This window comes from Streptomyces sp. NBC_01410 (assembly GCF_045040195.1).
Taxonomy (GTDB): domain Bacteria; phylum Actinomycetota; class Actinomycetes; order Streptomycetales; family Streptomycetaceae; genus Streptomyces.
In genome coordinates, this window is sequence record NZ_CP109530.1 from 5,129,491 (window position 1) to 5,151,558 (window position 22,068).

20 protein-coding genes and 1 pseudogene are annotated in these 22,068 nt (G+C 70.1%); 13 read left to right on the forward strand and 8 right to left on the reverse strand.

Translation table 11 applies throughout. The features are described from left to right. Nucleotides 1–5 precede the first annotated feature (5 nt). On the reverse strand, nucleotides 6–1,328 hold the full coding sequence (locus tag OG741_RS23650) for a M28 family metallopeptidase (RefSeq protein ID WP_405601003.1): 1,323 nt from the start codon (nucleotides 1,326–1,328) through the stop codon (nucleotides 6–8). Nucleotides 1,329–1,614: 286 nt separating this feature from the next. Between OG741_RS23650 and OG741_RS23655 the strand changes: the two genes are divergently transcribed. Next, a complete protein-coding gene (locus tag OG741_RS23655; RefSeq protein ID WP_405601006.1) occupies nucleotides 1,615–1,821 on the forward strand; it encodes a hypothetical protein in 207 nt (68 codons plus the stop codon). Between the two features lie 25 nt (nucleotides 1,822–1,846). On the opposite strand, the gene OG741_RS23660 is transcribed toward OG741_RS23655, so the two are convergent. After that, a complete protein-coding gene (locus OG741_RS23660) occupies nucleotides 1,847–2,296 on the reverse strand; it encodes a VOC family protein (protein WP_405601008.1) in 450 nt (149 codons plus the stop codon). On the opposite strand from OG741_RS23660, the pseudogene OG741_RS23665 reads away from it, so the two are divergent. Together OG741_RS23665 and OG741_RS23670 are read left to right on the forward strand one after the other, a co-directional pair. Beyond that, nucleotides 2,295–2,900 (forward strand): annotated as a pseudogene (locus tag OG741_RS23665) (CGNR zinc finger domain-containing protein); the annotation flags it as partial. The gene OG741_RS23660 and the pseudogene OG741_RS23665 overlap by 2 nt on opposite strands. A gap of 18 nt (nucleotides 2,901–2,918) precedes the next feature. Next, entirely contained in the window at nucleotides 2,919–3,311 is a 393-nt protein-coding gene (locus tag OG741_RS23670; RefSeq protein ID WP_405605730.1) for an SRPBCC domain-containing protein, read from the forward strand. A 3-nt stretch (nucleotides 3,312–3,314) separates the two neighbouring features. Here the strand turns inward: OG741_RS23670 and rarD are convergent, their stop codons facing one another. The 6 genes from rarD to OG741_RS23700 all read right to left on the reverse strand — a co-directional run bounded on the left by rarD (nucleotide 3,315) and on the right by OG741_RS23700 (nucleotide 11,856). Beyond that, nucleotides 3,315–4,316: an EamA family transporter RarD gene (gene rarD / locus OG741_RS23675; protein WP_405601011.1), complete on the reverse strand. Its 1,002-nt coding sequence runs from the start codon at nucleotides 4,314–4,316 to the stop codon at nucleotides 3,315–3,317. 210 nt (nucleotides 4,317–4,526) lie between these two features. Then, a complete protein-coding gene (locus tag OG741_RS23680; protein WP_405601013.1) occupies nucleotides 4,527–5,576 on the reverse strand; it encodes a 2-oxoacid:ferredoxin oxidoreductase subunit beta in 1,050 nt (349 codons plus the stop codon). Further along, nucleotides 5,569–7,518, reverse strand: coding sequence for a 2-oxoacid:acceptor oxidoreductase subunit alpha (locus OG741_RS23685; RefSeq protein ID WP_405601015.1), 1,950 nt, complete (start codon nucleotides 7,516–7,518; stop codon nucleotides 5,569–5,571). The genes OG741_RS23680 and OG741_RS23685 overlap by 8 nt, the downstream gene beginning before the upstream one ends. A gap of 249 nt (nucleotides 7,519–7,767) precedes the next feature. Beyond that, on the reverse strand, nucleotides 7,768–8,427 hold the full coding sequence (locus tag OG741_RS23690; protein WP_323136067.1) for a response regulator transcription factor: 660 nt from the start codon (nucleotides 8,425–8,427) through the stop codon (nucleotides 7,768–7,770). A gap of 129 nt (nucleotides 8,428–8,556) precedes the next feature. Next, nucleotides 8,557–9,870, reverse strand: coding sequence for a sensor histidine kinase (locus tag OG741_RS23695; RefSeq protein ID WP_405605732.1), 1,314 nt, complete (start codon nucleotides 9,868–9,870; stop codon nucleotides 8,557–8,559). Nucleotides 9,871–10,680: 810 nt separating this feature from the next. Further along, on the reverse strand, nucleotides 10,681–11,856 hold the full coding sequence (locus tag OG741_RS23700; RefSeq protein ID WP_405601017.1) for a sensor histidine kinase: 1,176 nt from the start codon (nucleotides 11,854–11,856) through the stop codon (nucleotides 10,681–10,683). 210 nt (nucleotides 11,857–12,066) lie between these two features. Here OG741_RS23700 and OG741_RS23705 point away from each other — a divergent pair, with 210 nt between their 5' ends. From OG741_RS23705 to OG741_RS23750, 10 genes are read left to right on the forward strand one after another with little or no spacing between them, the layout of a single operon-like run. Beyond that, the gene (locus OG741_RS23705; protein ID WP_266479267.1) at nucleotides 12,067–12,465 is read left to right on the forward strand and encodes an NADH-quinone oxidoreductase subunit A; all 399 of its coding nucleotides are present in this window, start codon (nucleotides 12,067–12,069) and stop codon (nucleotides 12,463–12,465) included. Next, complete coding sequence (locus OG741_RS23710) at nucleotides 12,456–13,061, forward strand: NADH-quinone oxidoreductase subunit B (protein WP_405601020.1); 606 nt, start codon at nucleotides 12,456–12,458, stop codon at nucleotides 13,059–13,061. The genes OG741_RS23705 and OG741_RS23710 overlap by 10 nt, the downstream gene beginning before the upstream one ends. Beyond that, entirely contained in the window at nucleotides 13,058–14,398 is a 1,341-nt protein-coding gene (locus OG741_RS23715; RefSeq protein WP_405601023.1) for an NADH-quinone oxidoreductase subunit C, read from the forward strand. Before OG741_RS23710 ends, OG741_RS23715 begins: the two co-directional genes overlap by 4 nt. After that, nucleotides 14,395–15,363, forward strand: a complete 969-nt coding sequence (locus OG741_RS23720) for a complex I subunit 1 family protein (RefSeq protein ID WP_266479259.1) — start codon at nucleotides 14,395–14,397, stop codon at nucleotides 15,361–15,363. Before OG741_RS23715 ends, OG741_RS23720 begins: the two co-directional genes overlap by 4 nt. Next, nucleotides 15,363–15,923 (forward strand): NADH-quinone oxidoreductase subunit I, encoded by a 561-nt coding sequence (locus OG741_RS23725; protein ID WP_266479257.1) that lies wholly within the window; start codon nucleotides 15,363–15,365, stop codon nucleotides 15,921–15,923. Before OG741_RS23720 ends, OG741_RS23725 begins: the two co-directional genes overlap by 1 nt. Further along, nucleotides 15,920–16,480 (forward strand): NADH-quinone oxidoreductase subunit J, encoded by a 561-nt coding sequence (locus OG741_RS23730; RefSeq protein ID WP_405601026.1) that lies wholly within the window; start codon nucleotides 15,920–15,922, stop codon nucleotides 16,478–16,480. Before OG741_RS23725 ends, OG741_RS23730 begins: the two co-directional genes overlap by 4 nt. Further along, on the forward strand, nucleotides 16,480–16,857 hold the full coding sequence (nuoK, locus tag OG741_RS23735) for an NADH-quinone oxidoreductase subunit NuoK (RefSeq protein WP_405601027.1): 378 nt from the start codon (nucleotides 16,480–16,482) through the stop codon (nucleotides 16,855–16,857). The genes OG741_RS23730 and nuoK overlap by 1 nt, the downstream gene beginning before the upstream one ends. Then, nucleotides 16,854–18,866, forward strand: a complete 2,013-nt coding sequence (locus OG741_RS23740; protein ID WP_405601030.1) for an NADH-quinone oxidoreductase subunit L — start codon at nucleotides 16,854–16,856, stop codon at nucleotides 18,864–18,866. Before nuoK ends, OG741_RS23740 begins: the two co-directional genes overlap by 4 nt. A gap of 27 nt (nucleotides 18,867–18,893) precedes the next feature. Next, the gene (locus OG741_RS23745; protein WP_405605734.1) at nucleotides 18,894–20,471 is read left to right on the forward strand and encodes a NuoM family protein; all 1,578 of its coding nucleotides are present in this window, start codon (nucleotides 18,894–18,896) and stop codon (nucleotides 20,469–20,471) included. Next, on the forward strand, nucleotides 20,468–22,021 hold the full coding sequence (locus tag OG741_RS23750; RefSeq protein WP_405601032.1) for an NADH-quinone oxidoreductase subunit N: 1,554 nt from the start codon (nucleotides 20,468–20,470) through the stop codon (nucleotides 22,019–22,021). Before OG741_RS23745 ends, OG741_RS23750 begins: the two co-directional genes overlap by 4 nt. Nucleotides 22,022–22,068: the final 47 nt, after the last annotated feature.

Here is a 22,068-nt window from a genome sequence, read left to right on the forward strand (position 1 = left end):
GTGACTCAGAAGGTGAGCTTGAAGCTGTTGATGTAGCCGGTGTCGTATGCCGCCTTGTCCTGGACGCGGAGCTTCCAGGTGCCGTTGGCCACCTCGGAGGAGGCATTGACCGTGTATGTCGCCTGGACGTTGTCCGCCGAGTCGGAGGAGCTGAACGGCTTGAGGTTGTAGACCGTTCCGTCCGGGGCGAGCAGATCGACGACGAGGTCGCCGCGCCAGGTGTGGATGATGTCCACGCCGACCTTGAGGGTGCTCGGCGCGTTGCCGGTGCGGCCGGTGACGCTGACCGGGGAGGTGACCGCCGCGCCGTTGTCCGGGATGGCCACGTCCGCCGTGGACTCGTACACATCACCCGGCGGGGTGGTCGTCCCGGCGGACAGCGTCCAGATCGCGTGCGCGATCGCGTCGCTGTTGCGGTCCAGCGCGGTGTCGTTGATGTTCGCGCTCGTGTCGCACGAGGAGTGGTAGCAGCGGTCGAAGGCCTGGCCCGCCGTGCCGCCCCACTTCTGTGCCTGGGCGCTGGACTTCGTACGGCTCGCGCCGGTGAACAGACCACCGACCGGTATGCCGACGTTCTTGAACGAAGCGTGGTCGGAGCGGCCGTCGCCCTCGGTCTCGATCTCGGTGGGGACGCTCAGACCGGCGAAGTAGTCCTTGAAGGTCTTCTCGATCGCCGGGTCGTCGTCGTAGACGAAGTAGCCGGGGTTCGGTGAGCCGATCATGTCGAAGTTGAGATAGCCGGAGATCTTCGAACGCTCGGCGGCGGGAAGGTTGTTGACGTAGTACTTCGACCCGACCAGGCCCAGCTCCTCCGCGCCCCACCAGGCGAATCGCAGATGCTTTGCGGGCTGGAACTGGGCGCGGGAGACGGCGAGGGCGGTCTCGAGTACGCCTGCGGAGCCCGAGCCGTTGTCGTTGATGCCTGCACCCGAGGAGACCGAGTCCAGGTGCGCGCCCGCCATCACGATCTGGTTGGCGTCACCCCCGGGCCAGTCGGCTATCAGGTTGTAGCCGGTGGCGCCGCTGGACGTGAACTGCTGGAGGGACGTGGTGAATCCGGCCGCGTCCAGCTTGGCCTTCACGTAGTCGATGGACGCCTTGTAGCCGGTACGGCCGTGGGCGCGGTTGCCGCCGTTGGCGGTGGCTATCGACTGGAGCTCGGTGAGATGCGCCTTGACGTTGGCGATGGGTATGTCGGGGGCGGCGAGCACCGGCGCCGGTGCCGCGGTGGCCGCGGGCGCGGCGGATGCGAGCAGCCCGGCGAGGGCGAGCGCGGCGGCAGCGGCCGTGCGTATGGGCAGGGACCGTCTGGGCATGGACAGGTGCATGTGTGGGGGCTCCGAATTCCGAACGGGGACAGGACGGAACGTGCGAGACGCCCTGGGATGGCGGGTCCCAGGGCGTTGGAGCTGTTGGTGCGCGGTACGTGCTGAGAGTTCAGCGAGAGTTTGACTCACCGTCAAGGGCGGAAACCGGTCAGCGGTGTTCGCATGCCGGACAGTCCGGCGCCGACGGGGTCGATGCGGGTCACGGAATGGCCAATGCCGCGGCGCTGTTCAGGTACGGGGCCGCAGGCCGGGGGCGTAAGAAGCCGCCGGGCCGCAAGCTGACGGCATGAACCTGGACCCGTTCGTCCTCCTGGCGTTCTTCGGTGAGTTGTTCCTGCGCGTCGGCGTAGTGGTCGCGTTCATCACCGTGGGTGTGATGGGTCTACTGGTCGGCTTCGTCGCGCTGGGCACACGTCGTATCCGCCGCCGGTGGACGGACTCCGAGGAGGAGTGCGAGGGGCTGGAGTCGTTCAGCTGGAACGAGTCGGAGTAGCGGGAGATCCGCCACCCGGGCCCGGTTACTCCACGCAGAACTCATTGCCTTCCGGGTCGGCCATCGTCGTCCACACGCCCTCCGGCTGGTCCGCGTGGTAGAGGACCCGCGCCCCCAGGCCCTCCAGCCGTGCCACCTCCGCCACGCGCTGCTCAGCGCCGACGTGCAGGTCGAGATGGAGCCGGTTCTTGGTCGACTTCGGCTCCGGCACGCGCTGGAAGAGCAGCCGGCGCCCGCGTCCCATCCCGGTGTCCTTGTCGAACGGATCGTCCGGATGCCGGATGGCGACGTAGTCGCGAAAGGCGTCCCGGCCGTGCGACTGGACCGTCGATCCTTCCGGCAACTGCCCGTATCCGCGCAGCCGCTCGATGAGTGCGCTGTTGTCCTCGACCTCGTAGCCGAGGGCTTCGGCCCAGAAGTCCGCCTGGGCGTGCGGGTCGGACGTATCGACGACCAGTTTCCAGTGCAGGGTCATGCTAACCACTTATAGTGGTTACGTGAGCGAGGCTGCAAGAGGACTGACCCTGCGTACGCCGGACGGGCGTCACTTTCGTTTCGACCCCGGCGCGCTCTGCCTTGAACTGCTGACGACCGGGGGACCCGGGGACTTCGCGCGGTACGAGGTGCTGCACGAGCCCGCCGACCTGGTGCGCTGGGCGGCCGAGAGCCGGCTGCCGGACGGTCTTGAGCCGGTCGTCGCGCCGGACGAGGTGTGGGCCGTACGGGTACTCCGGGACGCGCTGTGGCGGCTTGCCTCGGCCCGGGTACACGGCCGCGCCCCGAGCCCCGCCGACCTGGCCGTGGTCAACGAGGCCGCGGCGCAGACCCCGCCCGCGCCCCGGATCACCGACCGGGGCGACCGCGCCTGGGCGCCCGGGGCCACCGGCACCCAGCTGCTGTCCGCCGTGGCGCGCGATGCGGTGGACCTCTTCACCGGTCCGTACGCACACCGCATCCGCGAATGCGGCTCGGACAACTGCCGGCTGCTCTTCGTCGACACCTCACGCCCGGGCCGGCGGCGCTGGTGCGCCATGGAACGGTGCGGCAACCGCAACAAGGTCCGGGCGCACCGCGTCCGCCACGAAGGAGGCCGAACCATGCCCACAGGACTCACGCAGGACGCCGGCTGGGAGATCGGCGTGTCCAGGACCCTGCCCCTGCCGGTGGCCGCCGTGTGGGAGTTCATCGCGAGCCCCGAAGGCGTCGCCCTCTGGCTCGGCGAGGGTGCCCGGCTGCCCACCGAGAAGGGGGAGTCGTACGAGACGGCGCACGGGATCGCGGGTGAAGTGGCCAGCTACCGGCCCGGTGACCGGGTCCGGCTCACGTACGGCACGAGCACCCTCCAGGTCGCGGTCTCGGCGTCCGGTGAAGGCAGCGCCGTGCTCCGCTTCCACCAGGAGCGTCTCGCGAACGCGGAGGAGCGCGAGCGGCAGCGGGCACACTGGAAGGCTGTGATGGGCGAGGTCACCGACGCCCTGGGCGTGGCCTGAGGGTCAGGCGGTGGGTTCCGCCTGCGGCTGCGGAGACTGCGGAGCCGGAGACTGCGGTGCCGGGACCTGCGCCGCCCGGGACGGGGCCGCCGCGGCGGCCAGTCGCAGCGCCTCCGCCCTCGTACGCCGTGCCGTCCGCAGCGCGTCCCACGTCAGGCACGTCAGCGCCAGCCACACCAGCGCGAAGCCCGCCCACCGCTCGGCGGGCATCGCCTCGTGGAAGTACAGGATCCCCAGCAGGAACTGGAAGACCGGCGCCAGATACTGCAGCAGCCCCAGCGTGGAGAGCGGCACCCGGATCGCCGCCGCGCCGAAGCAGACCAGCGGCGCCGCCGTCACGACACCCGTCGCGGCGAGCAGCGCCGCATGGCCCTCGCCGTGCGAGCCGAAGGAGGCGGAGCCGTCCGCCCCCAGCCACAGCAGAAAGCCGAGCGCCGGGAGGAACTGGATCGCGGTCTCGGCGGCGAGCGATTCCAGACCGCCGATGTTGACCTTCTTCTTGACCAGGCCGTATGTCGCGAAGGAGAAGGCCAGCGTCAGGGAGATCCACGGCGGCTGCCCGTAGCCGATCGCCAGGACGAGCACCGCCGCGAAGCCGGTACCGACCGCCGCCCACTGCGCCGGACGCAGCCGCTCCTTGAGCAGCAGGACGCCCATCGCGATGGTGACCAGCGGGTTGATGAAGTAGCCGAGCGAGGCCTCGACGACATGGCCGGAGTTCACGGCCCAGATGTAGATGCCCCAGTTGACGGTGATCACCGAGGCGGCGACCGAGATGAGGGCCAGCTTGCGGGGCTGACGTATCAGTTCCCGTATCCAGGTCCACCGCTTCAGCGCCACCAGCGCGATGCCGACGACGGCCAGCGACCAGACCATCCGGTGGGCGAGGATCTCCAGCGCTCCGGCCGGCTTCAGCAGCGGCCAGAAGAGCGGGACCAGGCCCCACATTCCGTAGGCCCCGATCCCGTACAGCAGTCCTGCCCGCTGCTCAGCGTCCGACTTCACTGGCCCCTCCGCCCCACGCGCGCAATATCCCGTCGAAGGTACGCCGCGCAGGGCCGGGCTGTCATGCCCGTATCGCCATACGGTCATGACGGATCATGGATGGCTACGACGCGGCGAGTGCCGCCGCGACCGTCCTTGCCGCGCGTACCGCGTACGACGAAGCCCGGACCTCCTGAGGGGAGATCCGGGCCTTGGTGGCTCAGCGACAGGTCAGCCGACGACGGTCCAAGTGTCGTTGCCGGCGAGGAGGGCGGCGAGGTCGCCCTTGCCGTTCTGCTCGATGGCGGTGTCGAGCTGGTCGGACATCTGGATGTCGTAGACGGGCCGCTCGACGCTGCGCAGCACGCCGATCGGCGTGTTGTGCAGGGTGTCGGGGTCGGCGAGGCGGGACAGCGCGAAGGCGGTGGTGGGGCTGGGGTTGTGCGCGTCGTGGACGAGGATCTGCGACTCGTTCTCGGCGGTGATGCGGACGGCCTTCAGGTCGCCGGTGGCCGGGTCGCGGATGACGCCCTTGTCGTCGTCGGTGCCGAAGCGGATCGGCTGTCCGTGTTCGAGGCGGATGACGGCCTCTTCGGCCTGCTGCTTGTCCTTGAGGGCCTCGAAGGCGCCGTCGTTGAAGATGTTGCAGTTCTGGTAGATCTCCACCAGCGCCGTGCCCTGGTGGTCGGCGGCCTGGCGCAGTACCTCGGTGAGGTGTTTGCGGTCGGAGTCGATGGTGCGGGCGACGAAGGAGGCCTCGGCGCCGATCGCCAGCGACACCGGGTTGAAGGGGGCGTCCAGGGAGCCCATCGGCGTCGACTTGGTGATCTTGCCGACCTCGGAGGTCGGGGAGTACTGGCCCTTGGTGAGGCCGTAGATCCGGTTGTTGAACAGCAGGATCTTCAGGTTCACGTTGCGGCGCAGGGCGTGGATGAGGTGGTTGCCGCCGATGGACAGCGCGTCGCCGTCGCCGGTGACCACCCACACCGACAGGTCCCGCCGCGAGGAGGCCAGGCCGGTGGCGATCGCGGGGGCGCGGCCGTGGATGGAGTGCATCCCGTAGGTGTTCATGTAGTACGGGAAGCGGGAGGAGCAGCCGATCCCGGAGACGAAGACGATGTTCTCCTTCGCCAGGCCGAGCTCGGGCATGAAGCCCTGCACGGCGGCGAGGATCGCGTAGTCACCGCAGCCCGGGCACCATCGCACCTCCTGGTCGGACTTGAAGTCCTTCATGGACTGCTTGGCCTCGGCCTTGGGCACCAGTGAGAGCGCCTCAGTCATTGATGGCCTCCTTGAGAGCCGTGGCCAGCTGCTCGGCCTTGAAAGGCATGCCGTTGACCTGGTTGTAGCTCTGCGCGTCGACCAGGTATCTCGCCCGGATCAGGGTGGCGAGCTGGCCGAGGTTCATCTCCGGTACCACTACCTTCTCGTAACGCCCCAGGACCTCTCCGAGATTCCTCGGGAAGGGGTTGAGGTGGCGCAGATGGGCCTGGGCGATGGGCAGCCCGGCGGCGCGCAGGCGGCGGACGGCGGCGGTGATGGGGCCGTAGGTGGAGCCCCAGCCGAGCACCAGGGTGCGGGCCGAGTCAGGGTCGTCCACGGTCAGGTCCGGGACCTCGATGCCGTCGATCTTGGCCTGGCGGATACGGACCATGAAGTCGTGGTTGGCCGGGTCGTAGGAGATGTTGCCGGTGCCGTCCTGCTTCTCGATCCCGCCGACCCGGTGCTCCAGCCCGGGCGTGCCGGGCACCGCCCACGGCCGCGCCAGCGTCTTGGGGTCGCGCTTGTAGGGCCAGAAGACTTCGCTGCCGTCGGGCAGGGTGTGGTTGGGGCCGGTGGCGAACTGCACCCGCAGATCGGGGAGCTCGTCCACGTCGGGGATCCGCCACGGCTCGGAGCCGTTGGCCAGATAGCCGTCCGACAGCAGCATCACCGGAGTCCGGTAGGTGATGGCGATCCGGGCGGCCTCCAGAGCGGCGTCGAAACAGTCCGCAGGCGTCCGCGGCGCCACGATCGGCACCGGCGCCTCACCGTTGCGGCCGAACATCGCCTGCAGCAGATCGGCCTGCTCGGTCTTGGTCGGCAGCCCGGTCGAGGGCCCGCCGCGCTGAATGTCCACCACCAGCAGCGGCAGCTCCAGCGAGACCGCAAGCCCGATCGTCTCCGACTTCAGCGCCACACCCGGCCCGGAGGTGGTGGTCACCCCCAGCGCCCCGCCGAACGCCGCGCCCAGAGCCGCACCGATCCCGGCGATCTCGTCCTCGGCCTGGAAGGTGCGTACCCCGAAATTCTTGTGCTTGGACAGCTCGTGCAGGATGTCGGAGGCCGGCGTGATCGGATACGAGCCCAGATACAGCGGCAGATCGGCCTGCTTGCTCGCGGCGATCAGCCCGTAGGACAGGGCCAGGTTCCCGGAAATATTGCGGTACGTGCCGGTCGGGAAGGCCGTGCTGGCCGGGGCGACCTCGTAGGACACGGCGAAGTCCTCGGTCGTCTCGCCGAAGTTCCAGCCCGCCCGGAACGCGGCGATGTTCGCCTCCGCGATGGTCGGCTTCTTGGCGAACTTGGTCCGCAGGAACGTCTCGGTGCCCTCGGTGGGGCGGTGGTACATCCACGACAGCAGCCCCAGCGCGAACATGTTCTTGCTGCGCTCGGCCTCCTTGCGGGACAGCCCGAAGTCCTTGAGCGCCTCGATCGTCATCGTCGTCAGCGGCACGGGGTGGACGTGGTAGGCGTCCAGCGAGCCGTCCTCCAGCGGGGAGGTGTCGTAGCCGACCTTGGCCATCGCCCGCTTGGCGAATTCGTCCGTGTTGACAATGATCTCGCCGCCGCGCGGCACGTCGCCGATATTGGCCTTCAGGGCGGCCGGGTTCATCGCCACCAGCACGTTCGGCGCGTCGCCGGGGGTGAGGATGTCGTGGTCGGCGAAGTGCAGCTGGAAGCTGGAAACCCCGGGCAGGGTGCCGGCCGGGGCCCGGATCTCGGCGGGGAAGTTCGGCAGCGTCGACAGGTCGTTCCCGAACGACGCCGTCTCCGAGGTGAACCGGTCACCCGTGAGCTGCATCCCGTCACCGGAGTCACCCGCGAAGCGGATGATCACCCGGTCCAGTCGGCGGATCTCCTTGTCGCCGGCGGGCTTGCGCTGTTCCCCGACAAGAGCCTCATTGGACTCGTCATCGGCCTCATCGGCCTGCTCGGCTGGGCTACTGACCTGGCTGGTCACTGAACTGGACCTCCCTCGAGGCGGCTGCTCGGGCCCGGTCGGCCCACCGGCCGTCCCATTAGCCACCCTACGTCCGTAAGGGTCGCCTTCCCTGGACCGCTCATATGCCGGACATCCTTGTGAGACACCCCGGCGCCCTGGTTTGCCATATTTTGTTCGCCCCCCGGGTCCTTCCTGTAAGACGCTCCCCATTCATACTTTGGTTCTGGGACTAACGACCCGCTCAATAACTGACAGAGTGTCAGTCAATTAGGAGTTCAGGTAGGTCAACACCGCCAGTACACGCCGGTGATCCCCGTCGCTGGGGGACAGCCCGAGCTTCAGAAAAATGTTGCTGACGTGCTTCTCCACCGCGCCGTCGCTCACCACCAGCTGCTTGGCGATCGCTGAATTCGTACGCCCCTCGGCCATCAGGCCCAGGACCTCACGCTCGCGCGGGGTGAGATTGGCCAGCACATCCTGCTTACGGCTGCGGCCCAGCAGCTGCGCCACGACCTCGGGGTCCAGCGCGGTGCCGCCCCGGGCCACCCGCACCACGGCGTCCACGAACTCACGCACCTCGGCCACCCGGTCCTTGAGCAGATAGCCCACGCCGCGGCTGCTGCCCGCCAGCAGCTCGGTGGCGTACTGCTCCTCGACGTACTGCGAAAGGACCAGCACCCCGATCCCCGGATGCTCCCGGCGCAGCTGCACCGCAGCCCGTACACCCTCATCCGTATGTGTGGGCGGCATCCGCACGTCCGCGACCACGACATCGGGCAGCGACTCCTGCGCCGCGAGATCACCGATCGTCTTGATCAGCGCCTCGGCGTCCCCCACGCCGGCCACGACATCGTGCCCGCGGTCGGTCAGCAGCCGGGTCAGGCCCTCCCGAAGCAGCACTGAGTCCTCGGCGATGACCACCCGCACCCTGTCCTCCACAACCCTGAAGCCCCCATGTCGATCTGTGTCCCACCCGTGCACCTACAAGCATCTCAGTATGGGACCCGGCTGTGCCCTGGCCGGGGGAATCAACGGGATCGGGCGATTGGGGGCAGATCAGCCACGCCAGGGAAGCTCGGCGGTCACCGTCGTCGGACCGCCGGCCGGGGAGTCCAGGGCAAGGATCCCGTCCACCGCGTCCAGCCGCTCCGCCAGGCCCGCGAGACCGCTGCCCGCACTGAGGTCGGCGCCGCCCCGGCCGTTGTCGGTGACCTGAAGCATCAGGCGGTCCTGGGAGCGCCAGACGTCGACCGTGGCGCGGCTTGCCTGCGCGTGCTTGCTGACGTTCTGAAGCAGCTCGGAGACGGTGAAATAGGCGATCCCCTCGATGGCGGGGGCGGGCCTGGAGGGCAGGTCCACCTCGACCGTCACCGGGACCGTGCAGCGCGAGGCGACGGCGGAGAGGGCGGCGTCCAGCCCGCGGTCGGTCAGTACGGCGGGATGGATGCCGCGCGCCAGATCGCGCAGCTCCTGCAGCGCCACCTTCACCTCGCCGTGCGCCTCGTCCACCATGCGCGCGGCCGCGTCCGGATCCTCGGCCAGCTTCTCCTTGGCGAGCCCCAGATCCATGGCCAGGGCGACGAGGCGGGCCTGGGCGCCGTCGTGCAGATCGCGCTCGATACGCCGCAGATCGGCGGCCGCCGTGTCGACGACCACGCCGCGGTCCGACTCCAGCTCGACGACGCGGGTGGCCAGCGTGGAGGGGCCGAGCAGCCCGGTGACCATCACCCGGTCGAAGGAGACGAGAGCGCGGATCACCCAAGGAGTCACGAGGACCAGCACCAGGCCGACGGCGGCGGCGGAGCCGATCTCGAAGGGAGTGTCGATATAGAGCTGGTTGCCGTCGCTGTCGCCGTAGAGCGAGATGCCCGGCCGGTCGAGGTAGCGCGGGAAGGTCCAGTGCCACAGCGGATACGTGAGCAGGGCCCAGGCGTTCACCCAGAAGGTGACCGAGACGACGAAGGCGAAGATCGCCCACGGGAAGTGCAGCAGCGCGTAGAGCAGATGCCGCCAGGACGCCCCGCTCTTGAGGACGGCGCCGACCCAGGACATCAGCCCGCCCTTCCGGGCCCGTATCGGATCCGGATTCCCGACCTCGAGCCCCAGCAGCGCCCGCGCCCGCGCCCGCTCCATCGCCCCGAGCCCCCGGCACCCGGCCAGCCCGGCGGCCAGGACCGGAATCCCGAGGAAGGTGATGAGCAGGCCCGCGCCGAGCGAGACGCCGGTGACTGCGAAGGTGAAGAAGACGATGCTGATCGGCAGACTCAGCAACAAATAGCCGAACTCCCGCCATGTCCGCCCTTCGAGCGGCGCGCGCAGAGCGGCGGGAAGGAAGTGCTCCCGGCGCTCGGATCCGTATTCGGTGGCCATCGGGGTCGTCCGTTCTGCGATGCGGGCTGTCATGGGTCAAGCGTGGGCCCCGGGGGAGCGGGGGCGCCATGAGGAGGGGCACCGTGTTGGGAGGGGGGTTTTCCCTACCGTGGGGGTTTCCGGGGGTGGCGGGCCGCCCGGGGCCGCGGGGTGCGGGTCTGGCGGTCCGGGCCGCCTGGTGCCGTGTGGTGGGGGCTTTGGGGTTCGGTGGTGCCCGGTGCCGTGGGTGCGGGTTCCGGGTCGCCTCCGGGCTCGACTCCTCGGCGTCGGCGGCGATGAGGGGTTCGTATCGGTCACCCGGTGTTGGCCGCCAATCGGGGGTTCGCCCGCGAAGCCACCCACCGGGGAGCAACCATCAACGCCCCCTGGCCCACGCTCACCACGGACGCTGGAAACGCGGGGACGACCCTGCACCGCCCCTCCCCACGGGGAGGTGTCGCGGTGCGCGGGGGTTCGCCCGCGAAGCCACCCACTGGGCAGCAACCACCGACGCCCCCTGGTCCACGGCACCCACGGACCGTCTCCGCGGCGGAGCCGCCGGAGCCCGGGGGTGTGGGGGCGTCAGCCGCCACGTACCGCTCCCACCCACCCGCCCACCCGCGCCGGGGCGGCGCGGGCGTCAGCCCTGCGGCCGTCTCGTACCTGAGCAGGTGCGGAGCGCGTCTACGGGGTCAACCCCGCGTGGTACCCGCTCCGCGGCGAAGCCGTCGGAGCACCAGGGGTGCGGGAGCGCCAGCCCCCGCCACACTCACGGGCCTGGGGCGAAGCCCCGGTTTCGGGAAGGGGCGGGGTGGGGGAACAACCCCCGCCTCACCCCTCCACCCGCCTCCTCCACGGCAGCTCCGCCGTCACCACCGTCGGCCCCCCCACCGGCGAGTCCAGCACGAACAGCCCGTCCACCGCCCCCAGCCTCTCCGCCAGCCCGGACATGCCCGTGCCCCCGTCCAGCCGCGCGCCTCCGCGCCCGTCGTCGGTGACCTGGATCAGCAGCCGGTCGTTCGCCCGCCACACATCCACCGCGACGCTCTTCGCCTGCGCGTGCTTGCTGACGTTCTGCAGGAGCTCGGAGACGGTGAAGTAGGCGATGCCCTCGATCGCCGCGGCGGGCCTCTCCGTCAGGTCGACGGTCACCTTGACCGGCGCCGTGCAGCGAGAGGCGACGGACGAGAGCGCCGCGTCGAGCCCGCGGTCGGTCAGTACGGCGGGATGGATCCCGCGCGCCAGATCGCGCAGCTCCTGCAGCGCGAGCTTCACCTCGCCGTGCGCCTCGTCCACCATCGCCGCGGCCGTGTCGGGGTCCTCCAGCAGTTTCTCCTTGGCGAGGCCGAGCCCCATCGCGAGGGCGACGAGGCGGGCCTGCGCCCCGTCGTGCAGATCGCGCTCGATGCGCCGCAGATCCGCGGCGGCCGTGTCGACGACGACCCCCCGGTCCGACTCCAGTTCCGCGATGCGCCGCTCCAGTTCGTCGGAGGGCGCGAGCAGCCCACGGACCATCGCCCGGTCCGCGTTGGCCAGACCGCGCGCGATGAAGGGGAGTACGGGCCAGAGCGCGAACAGGCTCACCAGCGTCACGCTGAAGGTCAGTACGCCCCACGGCAGCCGTATGAAGGAGTACAGCACCGACCGCCAGGCCACCGGATCCTTGAGGCTCGCCCACAGCCAGGGGAACAGCCCGTCCCGGCGGTGCGGGCCGTGCAAGGGGCTCGGCTCGTCGATCCGTACGCCGAGCAGTGCCCGCGCCCTGCCCCGTTCCGACCGGCCGATCAGGCGCGCACCCGCGAGCCCGAGGGCGAGGAGCGGCAGACCGATCACGGTCACCGACAGCCCCGCACCGGTGGAGATCATGACCGCCACGTACACAAAGCCGATCAGCGCGGCGGGCAGATTGGCGAGGAGATGGGCGATCTCCTTCCAGGTGCGGCGGTCGAAGGCGAAGCGCGCGGCCGGCGGCCGGTCGTCGTCGGGTGCGGTGATGCTCGCGGTCATGGCGCCCAGCCTGCCGGGCCGGGTCGCCCCACGCCATGGGGTTCATGGGTGGGATGTAGTAGGGATAACCCCACCTGATGTGCCACTCGACTGCTTACGGTCCCTTTAGCAGGGCCTAGACTCCCGTGCGTAGAGATAGATCGTCGAACAGATCGAACAGATCGGTCAGATCGCCAACGAGGTTCGAGGTTCAGGGAGCGAGGGGCAGAGGTGCCGGAACCGACCGTGGCCGTGCTCGCTGCGGACTATTTCGAGAGCTATTCGGTCGTCGGACTGCTCGCGTTGATCGGCGTGCTGTTCGTGGCCGTGGCCTTCGGGGCGGGCCGGCTGCTGCGGCCCGTGGTGCCCACGCGGGAAAAGATGCTGACGTACGAGTGCGGCGTCGACCCCGTGGGTGAGGGCTGGGCGCACACCCAGGTCCGCTACTACGTGTACGCCTTTCTGTACGTGATCTTCGCCGTCGACTCGATCTTCCTCTTTCCGTGGGCCACGGTCTTCGCCGCGGCGGGATACGGCGCGACGACGCTTGTGGAGATGTTCATCTTCCTCGGCTTCCTGGCCGTGGGACTGCTCTACGCATGGAAGAAGGGCGTCCTGGCATGGACGTGACCCGGCCCGAGGCCCAGCCCGTGCTCCTGCCGGAGCCGCAACGCCTGGGCGTGCTGTCACGCCTGGCCCCGGAGCCCATGAAGGTGGTCCTCAACTGGGGTCGCCGCTACAGCCTCTGGGTCTTCAACTTCGGGCTCGCCTGCTGCGCGATCGAGTTCATCGCGGCCTCGATGGCGCGCCACGACTTCATCCGGCTCGGCGTGATCCCCTTCGCGCCCGGCCCGCGCCAGGCCGACCTGATGGTCGTCTCGGGCACGGTGACGGACAAGATGGCCCCGGCGGTCAAGCGTCTGTACGAGCAGATGCCCGAGCCCAAGTACGTGATCTCCTTCGGCGCCTGCTCCAACTGCGGCGGCCCGTACTGGGACTCGTACTCCGTGACCAAGGGCGTCGACCAGATCATCCCCGTCGACGTGTACGTGCCCGGCTGCCCGCCCCGGCCCGAGGCGCTGCTCCAGGGCATTCTGAAGCTGCAGGAGAAGATCGCGCGCGAATCGCTCGGCGAGCGGTACGGAAACAGTGGCGCGCGGGCGTCGGTCGATCAGCTGCAAAGCGGTCTGGTCACCCCGCCGCCGGTGCCGGGAGGTGACCGGTGAGCGCCTACGACCGACTCCCCGACGCCGTTACGGAGATCTTCGGCGAGGAAGCCACCGCCGAGCGGGCCTACGACCTGCTCACGGTCGACGTCCCCGCCGGCTCCTGGATCGCCGCGCTGGAGATCGCCCGCGACGCGCTGGGCTGCACGTATTTCGACTGGCTGAGCGCGGTCGACGAACCGGGCACGGGCTTCCGGGTCTGCGCCCATGTCGTCGCGCTGGGCGGCGGTACGGTCCGCCGCCTGCTGATCCGTACGACCGTTCCGCACGCCGCTGCCTCCCTCCCGTCGGCTGTCGAGGTCTATGCGGGCGCCGCCTGGCACGAGCGTGAGACGTACGAGATGTTCGGCGTAACCTTCACCGATCACCCGCACCTCGTCCCGCTGCTTCTCCCGGAGGGCTTCGAGGGGCACCCGCTGCGCAAGGACTTCGTGCTGGCGGCCCGCGTCGCGAAGGCCTGGCCGGGCGCGAAGGAGCCGGGCGAGTCGGAGCACGGCGGCCCCAAGCGCCGCCAGATGCTTCCGCCGGGCGTCCCGGACCCGAACGAATGGGGCCCGCTCAAGGGCCAGCTCCCCCCGGCTCCGGCCCGCCCCGCGAGGGCAGCCCGCACTGCGGGCGCGCCCGCCGCACCCGGCGAACGCCCGCCCCGCCGCACCCGCAGCGTCGCCGAGGGCTCGGCCTCGCAGGAGGCCGCGCCGGTGGAACGCCCGCCGCGCCGTGCCCGCAGTGCGTCGGAGGGCTCGGAGTCGCAGGCCGCGGCTGTGCCCGAGGCGACGGCCGGTGCGGAAACCCCCGAGGCTCCGGCCGCCCGTCCCCGCCGCGCACGCACCGCCTCCGAGGGCTCGGCCTCCCAGCAGCCCGCCGCCGCAGCCCGCCCGGGCACGCCGGACGCCCCCTGGCACCACGCCCGCCCGGCCTTCGACGAGTCGGCCACGGCTGAGCCCGCGCCGACGGAGGACCGCCCGACGCCCGCGCCGGAGCCTGAGCCGAAGCCGCCCGCCCCGGCCCCGGCGGCCGGTACCGAAGCGAACCCGGCGGCCGGTACGGAAGGGCCCGCAGCACCCGAGCCGGAGCCGGACCAGCCTGTCCCGACACCCGAGCCGGAGCCGCAGCCGGACCAGGCTGTCCCGGCGGCCGGGAACGAGGCGCCGCCGGCGCCCACGGCACCCGAGCCGCCCGCCGGCGAAGAGCCGGCGACCCCCGCGCCGAAGGCAGCCCCGGCCGCCGAAGAGCCGACCCCGTCCGAACCCACCCCCGACGAACCCGAGCGGCCCGAGGCCGACGAGGCCCCGACCGACTCGGCCGACTCGGCCGAACGTCCCGGAGGAGGCGCGTGAACGACGCTCTTGACGTCGCCCTCCGGCTGGTCGTCATCCTCGCCGTTTTCCTTGTCCTGCCCCTCGTCATCGGGCAGACCGAGCACAAGGTGATGGCCCATATGCAGGGCCGCCTCGGCCCCATGTACGCGGGCGGCTTCCACGGCTGGGCCCAACTCGTCGCGGACGGCGTGAAGTTCGCGCAGAAGGAGGACGTGGTCCCGGCCGGTGCCGATCGCCGCATCTTCCAGCTCGCGCCCGCCGTCGCCCTTCTCCCGTACCTGCTCGTACTGGTCGCGATCCCGATCGGCCCGAGCGAGGGCGCGGTCGGTCAGGTCGTCGACGCGGGCATCTTCTTCGTGCTCGCCGTGATGGGCGTCGGGGTGCTCGGCTCGCTCATGGCGGGCTGGGCTTCGGCCAATAAGTTCTCCCTCCTGGGTGGACTGCGCACCGCCGCGCAGCTGCTGGCGTACGAACTGCCGATGCTGCTGACCGCCGCCTCCGTCGCCATGGCGGCCGGCACGGTCTCGCTGCCGGGCATCCTGAACGCCTTCGAGTGGTGGTGGCTGCCCTGGCAGATCGTGGGCGCCCTGGTCTTCTTCACCGCGGGCCTCGCCGAACTCCAGCGTCCGCCCTTCGACATGCCGATCGCCGACTCCGAGATCATCTTCGGCGCGTACACCGAGTACACCGGCCTGCGTTTCGCGCTGTTCCTCCTGGCCGAGTACGCGGGGATCGTCGTCCTGTGCGCTCTGACCACCGTCCTCTTCCTGGGTGGCTGGCACGGCCCGTTCGGGGCGGACGGTCTCGGCTGGGTCTGGACCCTGCTCAAGACGGCCGTACTCGCCTTTGTCGTCATCTGGCTGCGCGTGAGCTATCCGCGGATGCGCGAGGACCAGCTGCAGAAACTCGCCTGGACCACGCTCATCCCGCTCGCCCTCGCCCAGATCGCCCTCACCGGCATCGTGAAGGTGGTGATGCAGTAATGCCTCCGATCCCCGGATCCGGCCTCGCGAAGGGCCTCGCCGTCACCCTGCGGACGATGACGAAGAAGACCGTCACTCAGCAGTACCCGGATGCCCAGCCCGAACTCCCGCCCCGCAGCCGTGGCGTGATCGGCCTGTTCGAGGAGAACTGCACGGTCTGCATGCTCTGCGCCCGTGAGTGCCCCGACTGGTGCATCTACATCGACTCCCACAAGGAGACGATTCCGGCAGCCGCCCCCGGCGGTCGCGAGCGCAGCCGCAACGTCCTCGACCGGTTCGCCATCGACTTCTCGCTCTGTATGTACTGCGGTATCTGCATCGAGGTCTGTCCTTTCGACGCGCTGTTCTGGTCACCGGAGTTCGAGTACGCGGAGACGGACATCCGCGAACTCACCCATGAGCGGGACAAGCTCCGCGAGTGGATGTGGACGGTGCCCGCGCCGCCCGCGCTCGACCCGGGCGCCGAGGAGCCGAAGGAGATCGCCGCGGCCCGCAAGGCAGTCGAAAAGCTCGCGGCCGCCCAGGCCGAACCGCCCGCGGACGAGGGAGGTCCCGCATGATGCTCGCCGCAGCCGAAACGCACGGCTTCCTCTCCCCGACCGGCGTCGAGATCGCCTTTCTCCTCGTCGGCATCGCCACGCTCGGCGCCGCCGCCATCACGGTCACGACCAAGCAGCTGGTGCACGCCGCCCTCTGGCTGGTCGTGGCCCTCGGCGGCCTCGCCGTCGAATATCTGCTGCTGACGGCCGAGTTCATCGCCTGGGTGCAGGTCCTGATCTACGTCGGTTCCGTGGTCGTCCTCCTTCTCTTCGGGCTGATGCTCACCAAGGCCCCCATCGGCCGCTCCCCGGACGCCGACTCCCGCAACGGCTGGGTCGCCCTCGCGGTCGCGCTCGCCGCAGGGGGCGCCCTGGTCTGGGTGGTCGTGGACGCGTTCCGTACGACCTGGATCGACCTGGACGGACCGTCCCAGGGCTCCACCCAGGTATCCGGCGAGATCCTCTTCCGGCACTGGGTGCTGCCGTTCGAGGCGCTCTCCGTACTGCTGCTCGCCGCCCTCGTCGGGGCGATCGTCCTGTCCCGCAAGGACGTCAAGGCTCCCGAGGGGAAGAGCTGATGCACCTCGCCTATCCCGCTGTGCTCGCCGTCCTCCTTTTCTCCGTCGGGCTGTACGGAGTGCTCGCGCGCCGCAACGCGATCCTTGTCCTGATGTCCGTCGAGCTGATGCTCAACGCGGTCAACCTCAACCTCGTCGCCTTCGACGTCTGGATGCGCGACACCCTGCACGCCGGCCAGGCCCTCACCCTTTTCACCATCGCCATCGCCGCCGCGGAGATCGGCATCGGCCTGGCGATCGTCCTGATGGTCTACCGCAACCGCGGAACCTCGGACGTCGACAAGCTTCGCGACACCGCCGAGCACCCTGACGGCGAGCCCGACGACCCTGACGCCGACGCAGCCGCCCGGGCGCAGAAGGCCGAGGCCACCGCGTGACCACCACGACCCTCGCCGTCCTCGTCCCCCTCCTTCCGTTCCTGGGCGCCGCGGCCGGACTGCTCCTCGGCCGCACCGCCCCCGGTTTCGTACGGCCCCTTGCCGTCCTGCCGACCCTCGCCGCGGCAGCCATCGCCGTCCTCGTCGCCGTCCGCCAGGGCGGGGACAAGCCGATCGACGCCTCGACCCAGCTCACCCCGACCGGGTCGGTCCCCATCGACCTCGCCCTGTATCTCGACGGCTTCGCGGTCCTCGTCGCCGTCCTGGTCGGCGTCGTCGCGTCGTGCGTGCAGATCTACTCGACGGGCTATCTGCGTGACGACCCGCGCTACCCCTCGTACGCGGCTCTCGTCTCCCTCTTCACCTCCGCGATGCTGCTCGTCGTCTACTCCGGCGACCTGATGGTGCTCATGGTCGGCTGGGAGATCATGGGCATCTGCTCGTACTTCCTCGTAGGCCATTACTGGGAGACGCCCGAGGCGCGCGCCGCCTCCCTCAAGGCCTTCCTGGTCACCAAGCTCGGCGATGTCCCCTTCCTCTTCGGTCTGTTCGCGCTCGCCACTGACGCCGGAACCTTCCAGATCACCGGAATCCTCGGCTCCGTCGCGGCGGGCGGAATCGATCACCCGACGCTGATCGCCCTGCTGCTCCTGGCGGGTGTGGCGGGCAAGTCGGCGCAGTTCCCGCTGCACACCTGGCTCCCCGACGCGATGGCGGGCCCCACCCCCGTCTCCGCGCTGATCCACGCCGCGACGATGGTCGCCGCCGGTGTCTACTTCGTGGCCCGGCTCCTTCCTGTCTTCACCGCCTCCGCGGCAGCACTCATCGTTCTCGCCGTGATGGCCGCCGTCACCATGGTCGGCTCGGGCCTCGCCGCCCTCGCCCAGGACGACATCAAGCGGGTCCTCGCCTACTCGACCATCGGCCAACTCGGCTATATGACGGGCGCGCTGGCCGTCGGTAACCGTGGCGCCGCTGTCTTCCACCTCCTGGCGCACGGCGCGTTCAAGGCGCTCCTCTTTCTCGGCGCGGGCGTCATCATCCATGCCGCGGGCACCAACTCGCTGGCCGCCATGTCCCGGATGAGCGGCCTCGCCAAGCGCATCCCCGACGCGTACTGGACGATGACCGTCGCCCTGCTCGCGCTCGCCGCCATTCCTCCCTTCGCGGGCTTCTTCTCCAAGGAAGCCATCCTTGTCGCCGCCGAACACGCGGCGCTCGGCGAATCCGACATCGCGCCCGGCGCCGCCGGCTGGACGGTGCTGGTCTCCGGCCTGATCGCCGCCCTTCTCACCGCCGCGTACGCGATGCGCCTGTGGTTGCTCGCCTTCCGCGGGCGCGGAGTCGAAGCCCCGGACCACGGCCGCGAGCCCGTCGCCATGAACGCGGTGCTCTGGGTGCTCGCCGTCCCCTCTCTCGGCATCGGCCTGACCATCGGTTATCTCGACGACTGGTTCGACGGCCAGAGCCTCGCCCCGACCGTCACCACCGCCGTCCTCGGCACGGGCGTCGCGCTCGTCGGTGGACTGATCACCTACGGCACCTGGCGCGCCCTGCAGTTCCGCGCTGGAGCGGCCCTCGCCCCGGCGCCCATGGGCGCGGTCGCCGCCCACCCGGAGGCGGCACCGTCGGTCACCGAGGCCGAGGCCATCGCGACCCACACCCCCGCGTACGGCGACATCGCGGCAGCCCCCGACCAGTCGGACCCCGGCCGACTTCTGCTCGGCCCGCTCCACCGCCATGCCGCCGCCGGTTTCCACGTCGACGCGGTCTACTCCGCACTGTTCGTACGCCCCGTCCGGGCCGCAGCCCAGCTGGTCAGCTTCCTGGACCGCGAGGTCGTCGAGACGTACGTACGCGGATCGGGCACGGGAGCCCGCTGGCTCGGCGCGGCAGTCCGCCGCGCCCAGACCGGCAATGTGCAGACCTACCTGAGCGCGCTGCTGGCAGGCTCCGTCGTCCTGGCGATCGCCGCCGTCGTCCTTTCCAACGTCAACGCGGGATCGTGAGCCGTGATCGATATCAGCGAGTCCGTGATGCAGTTCCTTCTCGCGTTCATCGTCGTCGGCCCGCTCATCGGGGCCGGGGCCGCGCTCCTGCCCGCCCCGCCCGGGCTGCGCGGCAAGAGCCCGGACCAGGCGGTCCTGCGCCACGGCGTGACCATCACCGGCGCGATCCTCGCCGCGGCGATCGTGCTCGCCATCGGCTTCGACCACGACCACCCGTCGAAGATGCAGGCCACGACGGACATCAGCTGGATCCCGGCACTCGATGTGCGGATCCACATCGGCGTCGACGGCATTTCCCTCCCCCTTCTGGTCCTTACGGCGCTGCTGACCTTCCTGTGCGCGCTGTACAGCTACTACAAGATGCCTTCGGGTCCGTCCCCGAAGGGCTTCGTCGCGCTGCTGCTCGTCCTGGAATCCGGGACTCTCGCGACCTTCGCCGTCCTCGACCTGCTGCTCTTCTTCCTGGCCTTCGAGATGGTGCTCATCCCGATGTACTTCCTCATTGCCCGCTGGGGCGGCGAGGAGCGGCAGTCCGCCGCCTGGAAGTTCATCCTCTACACGCTGCTCGGCTCTGTCGTCATGCTGCTCGGCCTGCTGCTGATCGGGCTGAAGACCGGCACATTCGACATGGTGGCACTCGCCACTGACAACGGCCGTGGGCTGACCGCATCCACGCAGGTCATCGCCGTTTTGGCGATCGGGCTCGGGCTGGCCGTGAAGACCCCGATGTGGCCGTTGCACAGCTGGTTGCCGGACGCGCACACCGCCGCACCGACCGTCGGCTCCGTCCTCCTCGCCGGCGTACTGCTGAAGATGGGTACGTACGGGTTTGTCCGCATCGTGTTGCCCATCGCGCCTGACGGCATGCAGACCTTCGCGCCGTATCTCGCCGCCTTCGCCGTCGTCGGCATCATCTACGGATCCCTGGCCTGCCTCGCCCTCGCCAAGCAGGGCGCGGGCGGCGACCTCAAGCGCCTGATCGCGTACTCCTCCGTCGGGCACATGGGCTTCGTGCTCCTCGGTATCGCGACGATGACTCCCACCGGCGTCAACGGCGCGCTCTTCGCCAACATCGCGCACGGCCTGATCACCGGTCTGCTCTTCTTCCTGGTCGGCGCCCTGAAAGACCGCTACGGCACCGCCGACCTCGACACCCTCTCCGGGGCCACCGGGGCAGCCCTCTACGGCCGGGCCCCGCGCCTCGGCGGCCTCCTCGCCTTCGCCGCCGTCGCCTCGCTCGGCCTGCCCGGCCTCGCCGGGTTCTGGGGCGAAATGCTGGCGATGTTCGGCGCGTTCGATCCCGCCGAGGGGCTGAACCGACCCGCCTTCCTCACGTTCATGGTGATCGCCGGCTTCGGCACCCTGCTCACCGCGGCGTACCTCCTCGTCGTCGTACGCCGCGTCTGCATGGGCGCGCTGCGACCGGAGGGGCAGACGGGGCAGGAGGAGCAGCTCGTGAAACCGCTCGCCGATGTCCAGAGCTACGAATTCGCGGCCTGGTCCCCGCTCGTCGCCCTCACCGTCCTCGCCGGACTGTGGCCCGCCGTCCTCCTCGGCCTCACCGACCCGGCCGTGCAGAAGCTCCTCGCAGGAGGCAAGTCGTGACCGTGGCAGCCGACAGCGTCACCAGCCTCGTCCAGTCAGTCGACTGGCTCACGATCGCGCCGCCCACCATCACCGCGACGGTGGCTCTGATCGTCCTGGTCGCCGACCTGTTCGTGTCCGAGAAGCGCAAGCCGCTGCTCGGGGCCATCTCGATCGCCGGTCTGGTCGCCGCGCTGATCACCCTCGTGCCGCTGCGCAAGGGCAACCGCGCGACGTTCTGCCTCACGACCGACGCGGACGCGTGCAGCTACACCGCCGACCGCTTCACGCTCGTGATCCAGCTTCTTGTGCTAGGTGGCGCCCTGCTCACCGCCCTGCTCTCGCTCCACGACACCCGCAAGAAGCTCCCCGCAGGGGAGTTCTGGTTCCTGCTGCTCTCCTCGGCGGCCGGTGCGGCACTGCTGCCCGCCTCGCGCGACCTGGCCACCCTGGTCGTCGCCCTCGAGGTCGCATCCCTGCCGGCCTTCGCGCTCGTCGGCCTCAGGCGCGGCGACCGGCTCTCCAGCGAAGCCGCCCTGAAGTTCTTCCTGTCCTCGGTCACCGCGACCGCCGTGATGCTGCTGGGTGTCAGCTTTGTGTACGCCACGACGGGGTCCCTGCACCTCACCCAGATCGCCACCGAGCTCGACAAGGTCCCCGGCCAGCTGGACAGTCTCGCCAAGGTGGGCGTCGCGCTGACCCTGGTCGGCTTCGCCTTCAAGACGGCTGCGGTTCCTTTCCACTTCTGGGTCCCCGACACGTATGTCGGCGCCCCGCTGCCCGTCGCCGCGTATCTGTCCGTCGTCGGAAAGGCCGTCGGCTTCTCCGGTCTCATCCTGGTGACGGTCATCGCTTTCCCCGGATACGCGGATGTCTGGGGCCCGGCCATGGCTGTCCTCGCGGGTCTCACCATGACCGCGGGCAATGTTGCGGCGCTGCGCCAGTCGGCCACGCGCGCGTGGAGCGCGGTACGCCTGCTGGCATGGTCCTCCGTGGCGCAGGCCGGGTACCTCCTGGTGCCGATCGCGGCCGCTGCGTACTCCAGCGACGACCAGATCGGCGCGACCGTCGCGTACGCCCTGATGTACGGAATCGTGAACCTCGGAGCCTTCGCGGTGGCGGCGGTCGTCGCCCGTACCCGGCCGCTCAACCGGATCTCCGACTACCGCGGCCTCTACGCCACCCGCCCGCTCACCGCCCTCGCCATGGGCTTCTTCCTGCTCTGCCTGGCAGGCCTGCCGCCCGGCATCGTCGGCCTGTTCGCGAAGGTGACCGTCTTCTCCTCGGCCGTCGACGCGGGCCTGGGCTGGCTGGCCGTCGTCATGGCCATCAATGTCGTGATCGCCCTGTACTACTACCTGCAGTGGACCGCGATCCTCTTCCGCGCCCCCGAAGGGGCCGCGGAGGCAGCCGCGGAGAGCGCCGAGGCGGGCGGCGAGGCAGCAGCTGCGGCCAGAAGGCGCGCCCCCGCCCCGGTCACCGTGGCCATCGTCCTCACCGCCGTCGTCGGCGTCGTCCTCTCTGGCTATCCCCAACTGGTGCTCCGCTTCGCGGCGATCAACCTGTTCTGAGCGACACCCGAACGGCCCACTCCAAGGGCCGGAGCACAAGGGAACTA